The 11,012-nt window shown below is 72.5% G+C and carries 13 protein-coding genes; 2 read left to right on the forward strand and 11 right to left on the reverse strand.

What is annotated here, in order from left to right; all coding sequences use genetic code 11:
* Nucleotides 1-9: 9 nt before the first annotated feature.
* Together Voc01_RS49085 and Voc01_RS49090 are read left to right on the forward strand one after the other, a co-directional pair.
* A complete protein-coding gene (locus tag Voc01_RS49085; RefSeq protein ID WP_203934683.1) occupies nucleotides 10-729 on the forward strand; it encodes an alpha/beta hydrolase in 720 nt (239 codons plus the stop codon).
* 104 nt (nucleotides 730-833) lie between these two features.
* Complete coding sequence (locus tag Voc01_RS49090) at nucleotides 834-1,421, forward strand: mycothiol-dependent nitroreductase Rv2466c family protein (protein WP_203934702.1); 588 nt, start codon at nucleotides 834-836, stop codon at nucleotides 1,419-1,421.
* 11 nt (nucleotides 1,422-1,432) lie between these two features.
* On the opposite strand, the gene Voc01_RS49095 is transcribed toward Voc01_RS49090, so the two are convergent.
* The 11 genes from Voc01_RS49095 to Voc01_RS49145 all read right to left on the reverse strand — a co-directional run.
* Nucleotides 1,433-1,948, reverse strand: coding sequence for a hypothetical protein (locus Voc01_RS49095; protein ID WP_203934684.1), 516 nt, complete (start codon nucleotides 1,946-1,948; stop codon nucleotides 1,433-1,435).
* Between the two features lie 121 nt (nucleotides 1,949-2,069).
* Nucleotides 2,070-3,746 carry a phytoene desaturase family protein gene (locus tag Voc01_RS49100; RefSeq protein WP_203934685.1) on the reverse strand — a complete coding sequence of 559 codons (1,677 nt, stop codon included), beginning with the start codon at nucleotides 3,744-3,746 and terminating at the stop codon, nucleotides 2,070-2,072.
* A 6-nt stretch (nucleotides 3,747-3,752) separates the two neighbouring features.
* Entirely contained in the window at nucleotides 3,753-4,457 is a 705-nt protein-coding gene (locus Voc01_RS49105; protein WP_203934686.1) for a DsbA family protein, read from the reverse strand.
* An 18-nt stretch (nucleotides 4,458-4,475) separates the two neighbouring features.
* Nucleotides 4,476-5,225, reverse strand: a complete 750-nt coding sequence (fabG, locus tag Voc01_RS49110; RefSeq protein ID WP_203934687.1) for a 3-oxoacyl-[acyl-carrier-protein] reductase — start codon at nucleotides 5,223-5,225, stop codon at nucleotides 4,476-4,478.
* A complete protein-coding gene (locus tag Voc01_RS49115; protein ID WP_203934688.1) occupies nucleotides 5,222-5,755 on the reverse strand; it encodes a 3-hydroxyacyl-ACP dehydratase FabZ family protein in 534 nt (177 codons plus the stop codon). The genes fabG and Voc01_RS49115 overlap by 4 nt, the downstream gene beginning before the upstream one ends.
* A gap of 1 nt (nucleotide 5,756) precedes the next feature.
* A complete protein-coding gene (locus tag Voc01_RS49120; protein WP_203934689.1) occupies nucleotides 5,757-6,005 on the reverse strand; it encodes an acyl carrier protein in 249 nt (82 codons plus the stop codon).
* Between the two features lie 31 nt (nucleotides 6,006-6,036).
* Nucleotides 6,037-7,107, reverse strand: a complete 1,071-nt coding sequence (locus Voc01_RS49125) for a beta-ketoacyl synthase N-terminal-like domain-containing protein (protein ID WP_203934690.1) — start codon at nucleotides 7,105-7,107, stop codon at nucleotides 6,037-6,039.
* The gene (locus Voc01_RS49130) at nucleotides 7,104-8,072 is read right to left on the reverse strand and encodes an acyl-CoA thioesterase family protein (protein ID WP_203934691.1); all 969 of its coding nucleotides are present in this window, start codon (nucleotides 8,070-8,072) and stop codon (nucleotides 7,104-7,106) included. Before Voc01_RS49130 ends, Voc01_RS49125 begins: the two co-directional genes overlap by 4 nt.
* Before the next feature lie 2 nt (nucleotides 8,073-8,074).
* Nucleotides 8,075-8,884, reverse strand: coding sequence for an alpha/beta fold hydrolase (locus Voc01_RS49135; RefSeq protein ID WP_203934692.1), 810 nt, complete (start codon nucleotides 8,882-8,884; stop codon nucleotides 8,075-8,077).
* A complete protein-coding gene (locus Voc01_RS49140) occupies nucleotides 8,872-9,837 on the reverse strand; it encodes a beta-ketoacyl synthase N-terminal-like domain-containing protein (RefSeq protein WP_203934693.1) in 966 nt (321 codons plus the stop codon). Before Voc01_RS49140 ends, Voc01_RS49135 begins: the two co-directional genes overlap by 13 nt.
* Nucleotides 9,834-11,012 (reverse strand): beta-ketoacyl synthase N-terminal-like domain-containing protein (locus Voc01_RS49145; protein ID WP_203934694.1); only part of this gene is annotated, 1,179 nt, incomplete at its 5' end. The genes Voc01_RS49145 and Voc01_RS49140, both read right to left, overlap by 4 nt.

The raw sequence follows: 11,012 nt of genomic DNA on the forward strand, positions 1-11,012 counted from the left end.
ATGCCGCCGATGGGCTACACCGCCGCCGACGGCACCGGGCTGCCGATGCTGGTCTTCGATCCGCCCGCGGGCGTGCGACCCGCCGCCGGCGTCGTGCTGTTCCACGGCGGTGCGCTGCGCAAGGGTTCGCCCGACGACCTGGCCGGGCACTGCCGTCGCCTCGCGTCGCACGGCGTCTTCGCCGTCTCGGCCGGATACCGGCTGCTCGGCCGGGGAGCCGCGGGCATCGACGACTGCGTCGACGACGTCCGGCGGGCGGTGGAGCGGTTCCGCGCGCTGGCGGCGTCGCGCGGGGTCACGCGCCCGGCGTCGGGCGGCAGCTCCGCCGGCGCGCACCTCGCGCTCGTCGCGGCGATGACCGGACCGACGGACGGTGGCGCGGTGGTGGCCTTCAACCCGGCCGGCCTGGACCTGCTCGCCTTCCCCGCCGACGTCCGTCGCGGGATCGAGCGGAACGCCGGGATCGGCGCGGGTCGGGCGTCGGAGTACTCGGTCGTCGAGCTCGTACGGCCGGGCGGCCCGTCGACGCTGATCCACCACGGCACCGCCGACGAGGTCGAGCCGATCGACCACGTGCGCCGGTTCCGGGACGCGATGACGCGGGCCGGCAACCCGTGCACCCTGATCGAGTACGGGAACGCCCGGCACGCGTTCCACTACGGTGACGAACACCTCGCCGACGTCGTCGACGCCACCGCCCGGTTCCTGCTGGACCTCGCCGTCCGATGACTTTGGCCCAACGGGTCCCTGGCTGATTGGCCCTTCTCCGGTCGCGCCGGCGGTTCTTGGATGGAGGCCTACCGACCGGGAGGCCGTGCGTGACCGTCACCGACATGTGGTTCGACCCGAAGTGCCCGTGGGCGTGGAACACGTCCAGGTGGCTGTTGGAGGTGGAGTCCGTCCGGGACGTGACCGTGCGCTTCCACGTGATGAGCCTGTGGTTGCTCAACCGCGGCCGCACCGGGCTCGAGGCCTGGTACGAGGAGTGGCTCACCGACACGCTCGGGCCGGTGCGCGTCCTCATCGCCGCCGAACAGAAATATGGGACCCCGGTACTGCGCGACCTGTACACCGCGCTGGGCAACCGCATCCACCACGGGAAGCAGCCGATCGGCGCGGACCTGTACCGGTCGGCACTCATCGAGACCGGGCTCGACACCGACCTGGCGCTGGCCGCCGACCGCGAGGACCACGACGACGCGCTGCGGTCGAGCCACCACGCCGGCCTCGACCCGGTCGGCGAGGACCTCGGTACGCCCGCGATCCACGTCGACGGCGCGGCGTTCTTCGGGCCGGTGGTCAGCCCGGTGCCGCGCGGGGAAGCGGCCGGCCGGCTGTGGGACGGCGTCCTGCTCGCCGCCACCACACCCGGCTTCTTCGAGCTCAAGCGCGGCCGAACGGAGTCACCGCGCGTCGACTGACCCGCGACGGCTCAACAGGCCACCAGGTCGATGCCGTCGAACTCGCTGCGGCGCCACAGCGCGTTGCCGTTCGGATGGTCGTCTTCGATGTCGAGGTACCCCGAGGAGTTGACACCCAGGAAGTAGTCGTTGGGCGTGAAGCTGATCTCGACCCACTTCGCGTCGAGAGCGCACACGTACCAGGTGTCCCAGCCGGGTTCGAAACCGGCGGCGTGGATCCTCCTGACGATCTGTCCGGACGGCCCCCGCTCCGCGGTCAGGTTCCCGTTGGCGTTCGAGTCGAACCTTATCCGGGTCTTGCCACTCGTCGACGTTTGCACACAGAACAGGAACAGGTGGTAGCCGTTGGTAGCGGTTCCCAGTCGCACGTGCCACGGTGCGCCGGGCTCCACCACGGCGTGTCGTCCGCTGTCCCCGAACTGGAGTGTCCGCCACGTGGTGGTGCAGGTCTCCGCGGCGGCGGCCGGTGACACCGGCAACACCGCCGCCACCACCGCCATCGCCACCGTGCCCAGGACCGCCGTCACGGTTCTCCTCATTGACATTCGCTCTCCCCCTGCTGGTCGAATGAACCGATGGGGAGAAGCCTCGCCGAACGCCACGTCCGGGCGCGAGGAAAGCCGCCGGCAAATGGGTGTTGCCTGTCGGTCAGCCGATCCGGGCGAGCCCGCGCGCGTCGCGCCGGGCCGCGCCGCGCGAGACCCGCAGCGGGTCCCACCGGTCGTCGCGGTCGGGCAGCCGCGCGGTGTCGGCCAGCACCTCACCGCCGTGCACCGCGGGGATGAGACGGCGTTCGAGGATCTGACCGGCACACGCGATGCCGCCGACGGCGACGCCGGTGATGCCGCTGCCGTACCGCGTGCTCGCGCCCACCACGTACAGACCGTCCACTGTGGTCCGGGTGTCGGGACGGCTGCCACCGGTTCCCCAGCGGGCGAGCCCGAACGGCGTGCCGCCGGTCGACCACGTGTACCGCTCGTGGGTCAGCGGGGTGGCGAGTTCGCGGTGCACGACCGAGTCGCGCAGCGGTCCCAGGACGGACTCGGCGGCGTCGAGCATCGCGTCGGTGAGCCGGCCCTTGCCGTCCAGGTAGCCGCGGTCGCGGCGGTACCGGCCGCTCGCGGCGGCGTCACCGTCGGCCCGCCAGGCGTCGTGCCGCGGCGGGCAGAGCGTCATCACCTGGAAGTTGCTGTGCCCCGGCGGGCACACCGTCGCCGAGTCCGGGTCCTTCACCGACGCGAACGACATGAACAGGAACGGCACCTCGCCGTTCCAGTCGCCGGCGAGGCTCTCGTAGTAGGCGTCGATGTCGGTGGTGTCGTACCACCAGATGTTCGCGTTCGGCAGGCCGGCGATCTCGCGGTCGAGGGCCAGGTACAGGGTCGCGAACGGCATTCCCATCGTCGCGGTCGTGGTCTTGCGGACGAGGCTGCCCGGCAGGTGCTCCGCGCCGACCAGGTCGAGCATGGTCCGCCGGTAGTCGGCGTTGGAGACCACGACCGGGGCGCTCGCCACCGTCCCGTCGGCCAGGCCGACCCCGCGCACCTTCCCGCCCTCGACCAGGATGCGCTCCACGCACGTCCGGGTGCGGATCTCGCCGCCGTGGCTCTCGATCGCCTCGACCAGCGACGCCGCGAGCACCTGCCCGCCGCCCACGGGGTAGTACGCGCCGCGCAGGTAGTGGTCGGTGACGGTGGCGTGCATCGACACGGTCGCCTCGGCCGGTCCCATGCCGTAGTTGGGCGACTGGGCGGCGAGCACGGTCCGCGCCGCGGCCGACAGTCCACAGTGGTCGAACAGTTGGGTCAGGGTGCGCCGGCCCCAGCGCAGCGACACCGGGGTGCGTTCGAGCAGCGCCGCGGCGGTGACCTCCACAGTGGACAGCAGGCTGTCGCGCGCCTCCCGGCCGATCGCCTCGCACACGTCGACGAACGTGTCGATGCCCTCGGCGTCGTCCGGAAGCGCGGCCAGCAGCCGGCTCCGGTAGGCGTCCCAGCCGACCGGCATGTCGAGCCGGTACCCGGGAAGCATGATGCGGTCGAAGCCGTCCGGATCCATCGACCGGAACGCGATCCGGTCGCGCAGGCCGACACCGGCGAAGATGGCCGGCAGCACGCCGTCGGGCCCGCAGTCGCCGAGGTAGTGCACCCCCACGTCGAACTCGTACCGCCGGCGCCGCCGGAAGACGTGGCTGTTGCCGCCGGCGACGTCGTGCTGTTCGAGCACGAGCACCGACCGTCCGCTGGCCGCCAGGTACGCCGCGCAGACCAGGCCGCCGAGGCCAGACCCGATGACGACGGCGTCCCAGCTCTCCCGCCCCTCCATCGCCGGTCAGCCGCATCCGCCGGCCGGGCCGGCGTCGGCGCCCGCGGCGCTGAACGCCGGTACCGCGGTCAGGTCGGTCCACGCGGCCGGTTCGCCGGCGAACGGCTCGCCGCGGACGGCGCTCGCGAACGCGGTCAGCCGGTCGTGGCCGAAGAACCGGTTCCGGGCCTGCGCGAAGAACGGCACGCCGAACAGCCCGTCGTGGAACGACTCGGTCAGGCACGCGACGCCGCGGCGGCGCAGGTCCGGATCGTCGGCCGCGTCGGCGAGCCCGGCGACGCGCAGTTCGTCGCCGATCGCGCCGATCGTCTGCCGGTCGACGATGTCCCTGCCCTCCTGCCAGCGGGCCCGGTAGACGCGGTCGACGAACTCGCGGCCGCGGCCGGCGTCGTCGGCCGCCAGGTAGGCCAGGTGCGGCACCTCCCAGACCGGGTCGCGGTCGATCGGCCACGTCATCGTCCAGCCGCGGGCCTGTGCCATGCGGCGGGTGTCCTGCAGGATGTAGAAGTTCTTGGCCCGCGACATGGCGACGATCGGCAGCCGCACGTCGGCCTCGTCGAGGGCGGCCGAGGTCGCGGCATCCGGTTCCCAGAACGGGATCCACCGCGACGCGGCGGCGACGTCCGGGTAGCGTTCGGTCAGGTCGCGGTAGGCGAACCACGAGTACGGGCTGCGCAGCGAGAAGTAGAAGCGTGGCGGCTTGGGGGCCATGTCAGCGCTCTCCTAAGGTCAGATCGTGATGCCGCCGTCGACGTGGAGGACGGATCCGGTGATGTAGCCGGCCCGGTCGCTGGCGAGGTAGGAGACGAGATCGGCGACCTCGTCGGCCTGCCCCAGGCGGCGCAGCGGGATGGACTCCAGGGCGCGCTTGCGGACCTGGTCGGACAGGCCGGCTGTCATGTCGGTCTCGATGTAGCCGGGCGCCACGGCGTTGACCCGGATGCCGTACCGGCCGACCTCCTTGGCCAGCGAGCGGGTGAACCCGATGATGCCGGCCTTCGCCGCGGAGTAGTTGGTCTGCGTCGCGTTGCCGTACACGCCGGCGACCGAGGAGATCGTGACGATGCTGCCCGACTTCCGCTTCATCATCTCGAAGATGACCGCGCGGCTGACGTGGTACACGCCGTCGAGGTTGGTGTCGAGCACGGCGTGCCAGTCGGCGTCCTCGCTGAGCACCAGCGGGTTGTCGCGGGTGATGCCGGCGGAGGTGACGACGACGTCGACCGGTCCGAGTTCGGCGACCGTGCCGTCGACGAAGGCGCGTACCGCGTCGCGGTCGGCGACGTCGGCGGCGAAGGCGACGACCGGTCCACCCAGCTCCTCCGCCTCCTTCACCAGCGCCCGCGCGGTGTCGTCGGCCGAGCGGTAGCAGAAGGACACCGCGTAGCCGTCACGGACCAGTCGCAGGACCACGGCGCGGCCGATGCCGCGCGATCCCCCGGTGACCAGAGCCACCTTCTGTTCGGGGTGTGCTTTCACGGGTTTCCATCCTTCGGAGAGTCCAGTGCGCCGGCCGGCCGGAATGCCATGACCATGCGGGCGAGCGTCATCACGACGTCGCCGTCGACGGTGCTCTCGCCGGCGAAGATGACCGTGTCGCTGAAGACCCGCTCGACCCGCACCTCGTGGCGCACGAGCGTCCCCGGCGTCACGGGGCCGTGGAACGCGATCCCGGTCATCGCGCCGGCGAGCATCACCTGGCCGGCGAGGGAGTCCGGGTCGGGATGCGAGAGCATCGCCAGGATCCCGGCGGCCTGCCCCCACGACTCGACGAGGAGCGTCGGCGGGTAGTCGAAGACCGCGTCGTCGGGCAGGCCCGCGAAGCACGGTTCGTTGACGGTGACGGCCTTCACCGCGCCCAGCCGCCGGCCGGGCTCCACGTCGACCACCCGGTCGACGAGCAGCATCGGGTACCGGTGCGGCAGCAGTCGGCGGAGCTCCGCGACCGACAGCAGGGCCGGAAGTAGGGCCGGCAGCACGTGCGCGGGTACCTGGACGGTGGTGGACATGTCATCGCAGCTTCGCGGCGACCAGGTCGTACGCCTGGTCGAGGCTGGTCACCTGGCGCAGCTCGGTCTCGGCGAACCGCACACCGAACCGCTTCTCCAGCACCACCACGATCTCCAGCGCCATCAGCGAGTCGACGCCGAGGTCGTCGATGAAGCTCGCGTCGTCGGTGACGTCGTCGGGTTCGAGGTCGAGCACCTCGGCGACGATGGCGCGCAGGCGCTCACGGTCCAGGAGTCCGGTGGTGGTCATGAGAGTTCTCCTTCGGGGTGGTGGGAGGTCGTCAGCGGAGGCGGAGAACCGCGCAGCCGAACACGCCTTCGGGGTCGACCGACGTCAGGACCGCCGGCCGTCCGCGCGAGGACGCGTCGTCGGACGCCATGCTGAGCAGCGCCACGAGTTGGAAGGCCGCCGTCGCGCCGGCGGTGTCACCGATCAGGCCGATCTCGCCCGGTCGCACGGGGCGGTGCGCGCCGTACACGTCCGCCAGCACCGCTGCCTCCGCGGCGCCGGCCGGACCGGACGGCTCGCTCGCCGACACCGCCCAGACCTCGTCGGCGCTCACGCCGGCCCGGCGCATGGTCGCGCGCAGGCAGCGGTCCAGTACCGCCGGCGCCTGTGCGGCGTCACCGAGGAGACCGGAGCCGGTGGCGAGAACGTCGGCCAGACCGTCCGGAGCGCCGGCCGCCTCGACGCGGATCATCGCGCAGCCCTCGCCGGGTGGCGTGGACGGTTCGGCGCCGTCGCGGCCGTGCCAGTCCCACCACGACCGGGCGGTGGAGTACTCCTCGGCGGCTCCACACAGGACGGTCCGCGCCCGGCCCGCGGCGAGCAGCCGCCGGGCGTAGGTGAGCGCGGAGACGCCCGAGGCGCGGCCGGCGGCGACCGTGGCGTTCGGACCGCGTAGCTGGTACCAGATCGCGCACTGTGCCGCCGCGCTGTTCATGATGGCGTTCGGGATCTGCGCGGCCTCGATGTAGAACGGCTTGTCGTGGATCAGCGTGTCGCGGGTGATGTCGGTCATGCTCTGCTGGCTGCCGGTGGTCGTTCCCAGCACCACGGCGGAGCCCTCGTCGTCGTCGATGCCGGTCACCAGCTGGCCGACCGCCGTCACGGCGAGGCCCGTCAGGCGGTCCATCGCCCGGGTGTTCTTCTTCCCCAGCACCTCGCGCGGGCTGAAGTCGGGCACGATGCCGGCGACGCGGTCGGCGACCTGCCACCGGTCGGTGTCGACCGCCCGGACCGCCGGCCGCCGGTCGCGGAGACCGGCCGCGAAGTCGCCGGACCGGTACCCGAGGGCCGACACCGCCGACCATCCGGTGATGACCGGACCCGCGGGTGCCACCGTCGTCATGCCGTCGCCGCTCCGTGCAGAGCGCGCTGTACCCGCTCGTCGAAGGTGACCAGTTGGCCGTCGCAGCCGTTGTCCACCGTGCCGTAGGCGTGCGTGATCGACCCGGTGGCGGTGTGGACGAGGACACCGTCGCGGACGACGTAACAGTCCATTGTGGACGTGTATAGGAGGTCCTTGAAGACGTCGCTCACCGAGTAGATGGTGTAGAGCTCCTCCTCCATCAGCGTCTCGCCGAGAATGCGCACGTGTGAGCGGGTCACCGCGGGGATCCAGTTCCGCTCGTCGAGCAGCTGCTTGATGGCGAGGCCCCGGTCGGCGAGGAACAGGTCGACGACCTCCTCCATCTGCCGCAGGTAGCCCGACATCTGCATGCGCTCGAAGAAGTGGCAGTAGAAGTACGGGATCCGGTACTTCCACCCGTAGGCGTTACGGCCCTCGGTGAGCGCGGCGATGACGGCGTCGCCGTCCTTGCCGGCCATGTGGATGGCCGGGTCGATCGCCGGCACCGCCTGGCCGGTCGCGGTGATCCGGTCGATCACCAGGGGACGCAGCGCGTCCGGCAACGGCCTGCGGGCGGACCCGCGCTCGTCGGCACGCAGCGCGACCCGCGCCTTCGACGTGACCGCCTTCTTCGGCGCCCCGTCGCGCTCGACGTGCAGGGCGACGGCGAACCGGATGCCGGTGTCGTCGGCACCCTTCGGCGTGACCTCCGCCTCGACGACGTCGTCGACGATCAGGGCGGTCTGCAGCCGGCTGTCGAGCTCCACCACGTCGAACCCGACGCCGTAGTCCTCGTACATGCGGCCGGCCGGCGCTCCGGCGGCGCGGAAGTGGTCCAGGATCGCCTGTTCCACCAGATAGTTGACGTGCTTGAAGCCGATGATGGTGCCGATGTTCGCGCCCTCGTAGGACGGTCGCAGCGACGTGACGGTCGTCGTACCCAGCAGCCGGTCGACGTCGATCATTTCTACACTCCCGCGGGTGTCGGTGTGGCGGTCGAGGTGGTCAGTTGGACGCAGAACCGGGTGAGGACCCGCACGAACCGGTCCGGCTGGGTGCTCATCGGGAAGTGGCCGCTGTCCGGTGCGATGTCGAGGAAGCCCAGCGGCAGGTCGGCCGCGAGCGCGGCACTCTCGTGGCAGGCGCCGTCGCGGGCGCCGGTGGCGACGAGCACCGGCACCGGGATCGCGCCCACGCGCAGCCACGGGGTGCGCAGGTACGTCTCGTAGAACCGGATCCAGCCGTAAGGGCCGACCCGCTCGCACACCCGCTCGGCCAGTTCGCTCTCCCGCACCGGGTCCAGCGGACGGCGTGAGCGCAGCCGGACGCCCTCGGCCATGATGCCGCGGAAGCCCGCCCGGGGATCGTCGAGCAGCGAGGTGTCGAAGTGCCCGGGTGCCCGCCGGTAGAACGGCGCGACGAGGACCAGGCCGTCGATGCCGTAGTGCCGGAACGGGTCGCGGCCCCGTTCGAGCTCCGTGCTCAGCAGCTGTAGGAGGAGGTTCGCGGAGAAGGAGTGGGCGAGCACCAGGCCCGCACCACCCGGAACCGCGCCCAGCGCCTGCGCCACCCAGCCGACCGGGTCGGGGTCGTGGCTCCACTCGGGCGGTCCGTCGGCCCGCCAGGGCAGGTCGGCGGTGACGCACTCGAGCCAGTCCGGGCGGCGGTCGAGCAACGGCGTCCAGACGGCGCTGGAGTTGGCCAGCCCGTGCAGCAGCAGCATCCGCCGGGACGGCGCGACGGCCGCACCGTGGTGCTGCAGGATCACGTGTTCCATGCCGGTCCCCCGGGTGCGTGGAGGACCATGCCGGCACTCGCGTCGTCCTCGTCGCCGCCCGCGACCGCGTACACCGGTGCGCCGTCGGCCGCATCGCTCAGGTCGGCGACCGCGGTGACGCACTGCAGCACGCCGAGGGCGCCCGACGCGGGGCCCCACCGCTCGGCGAGGTCGCGCCGGCGCACGCCGGGGAACAGGTCCGCGGGCAGGCTCCGGTCGGTCTCCGGGACGTAGAAGGCGGCCGGGACACCCGGCGCGGTCGGTTCGGACGCGAGCCGGTCCACGCAGTCGCGGACGCTGCCGCCGCGGGCGAAGCCGCCCAGCCGCAGGCGTTGCGGCGCACCGCGTTCCGCCGCGACCGCGGCCGGCTCGACCACGACGGCCGCCGCGCCGTCGAGGACCCGGGGCGCGCCGAGCATCCGGCGGGTGGTCTCGTCGTCCGGCTCCACGCCGACGACGAGGACGTGGCGGGCCCGCCGGCCCGTCAGCAGGACGGTGGCCCACCGCAGCGCGTCGACGCCGGACGTCGGACCGCTGCAGAGCATCATGTTCGGGCCGCGCAGCCCGAAGCGCAGGGCGATGGCGGACGCGGGCACGTTGCTGGAGGCGTTCGGCGTGTCCATCGGGCTGAGGCCCTTGGTGCCGTCCTCCTCGACGATCGTGGAGACGACCTTGCACACCGTCGCCAGGTTGCCGAGGTTCGACGACACGATGACCGCCACGTCGCCGGCAGGCACGAGAAGCTCGTCGACGAGCAGCCCGGCGTCGGTCAGGGCCGCTTTCGCCGCGCAGTAGCCGAGCTGCGTCGCGCGGTCGCGGTAGCGCAGGCCCTTCCGGCCCATGATCGCGGCCGGGTCGACGGGTGGCGCGTCGTCGGGGGGACCGGTGACCAGCGCGTCGAGCGAGTCGGCGCCCGGCAGGGCCAGCCCGACGCCCGTCACGACGGGGCTCATCGCGCCACGCCCCTCTCCACCACCGCGACGGCGTTGACGCCGCCGAAGCCGAACCCGTTCACCTGCGACCGGCGGATGGTGGCGTCGACGGCCTCCCGCCGGACGAACCGGAAGTCCCGGGCCGTCTCGACCGGATCGTCGAGCCGGGTCATCGGGGGGACCACGCCGTCGCGCATGGCGAGCATCGCCACGATCAGGCTCAACAGGCCCGACGCGCCGGACGTGTGCCCGGTCGCGGACTTGAGCCCGGTGATCAGCGGCTCGGTGACCCGGTCGCCGTACACCTCGCGCAGCGCGGCCGCCTCGGCCTCGTCGTTGAGCGGTGTTCCGGTGCCGTGCGCCATCACCAGGTCGATGGTGGCGGTGTCGACGTCCGACCGCCGCAGCGCGTCACGCATCGCCGCGGCGACGCTCACCGTGTCCGGAGCCGTCAGGTGGAACGCGTCGCAGTTGATACCGACCTGCCGGACGTGACCGTGCGCCGGCGTCCCCTCGCCGGTGGCGCGCAGCACGACGGCGGCGGCGCCCTCGCCGAGGATGGTGCCGCGCCGGGCGCTGTCGAACGGCGCCACCTGACCCGGCGGTTGCGGCTGCACCCGGTCGGACAGGCCGAACATGCTCTCGGTGATGACGTCGACGCCCGCCACGATCACGGTGTCGGTCGTGCCGGCGTCGAGCAGGTCGACGGCGAGCGCGAGGGCGTACAGCGACGCCGAGCACGCGTTCGCGATGGTGTGCGTGTCGTAGGTGCCGAACCGGCGCCGCAGCGCCGATCCGAAATGCAGGTCGTTGTGGTCGACCGGAACCCCGTCGCGCCACCACAGCTCGACCGAGCGGAGCTCGCGGAGCCCGGTGCCGACGAGCACGGGCACGTCGGGGAAGGACCCACCCAGTCCGGCGTCGGCGGCCGCCTGCGCGACCGCGTCGAGCAGCAGGCCCGTGGCCCGGCGGGGCTGGTCGGCGCCGGACCGTGGCCGGTTGTCGACCTCGAACAGGTGGCCGGCCTTGTACCAGTGCGGGGTGAAGCCCCGCATCGGAGCCAGCCCGTCGACACCGGCGCACAGGTTGCGGTAGATCTCCTCGGCGTCGCGTCCGATGCTCGCCACCGCGCCGATGCCGGTGACGGGCCAGCCGGTCGGGGCGTTCACCGGCACTCCCCGCCGGACACGTATTTT

Origin of the sequence: Virgisporangium ochraceum (assembly GCF_016863655.1) — a bacterium.
Taxonomy (GTDB): domain Bacteria; phylum Actinomycetota; class Actinomycetes; order Mycobacteriales; family Micromonosporaceae; genus Virgisporangium; species Virgisporangium ochraceum.

Bases quoted from the DNA above. Each gene is read 5' to 3' on its own strand.
- Voc01_RS49115 (WP_203934688.1), bottom strand. From the start codon at position 5,755: ATGTCCACCACCGTCCAGGTACCCGCGCACGTGCTGCCGGCCCTACTT.
- Voc01_RS49100 (WP_203934685.1), bottom strand. From the start codon at position 3,746: ATGGAGGGGCGGGAGAGCTGGGACGCCGTCGTCATCGGGTCTGGCCTC.
- Voc01_RS49120 (WP_203934689.1), bottom strand. From the start codon at position 6,005: ATGACCACCACCGGACTCCTGGACCGTGAGCGCCTGCGCGCCATCGTC.
- Voc01_RS49130 (WP_203934691.1), bottom strand. From the start codon at position 8,072: ATGATCGACGTCGACCGGCTGCTGGGTACGACGACCGTCACGTCGCTG.
- Voc01_RS49085 (WP_203934683.1), top strand. From the start codon at position 10: ATGGGCTACACCGCCGCCGACGGCACCGGGCTGCCGATGCTGGTCTTC.
- Voc01_RS49125 (WP_203934690.1), bottom strand. From the start codon at position 7,107: ATGACGACGGTGGCACCCGCGGGTCCGGTCATCACCGGATGGTCGGCG.
- Voc01_RS49140 (WP_203934693.1), bottom strand. From the start codon at position 9,837: ATGAGCCCCGTCGTGACGGGCGTCGGGCTGGCCCTGCCGGGCGCCGAC.
- Voc01_RS49090 (WP_203934702.1), top strand. From the start codon at position 834: ATGTGGTTCGACCCGAAGTGCCCGTGGGCGTGGAACACGTCCAGGTGG.
- Voc01_RS49105 (WP_203934686.1), bottom strand. From the start codon at position 4,457: ATGGCCCCCAAGCCGCCACGCTTCTACTTCTCGCTGCGCAGCCCGTAC.
- Voc01_RS49135 (WP_203934692.1), bottom strand. From the start codon at position 8,884: ATGGAACACGTGATCCTGCAGCACCACGGTGCGGCCGTCGCGCCGTCC.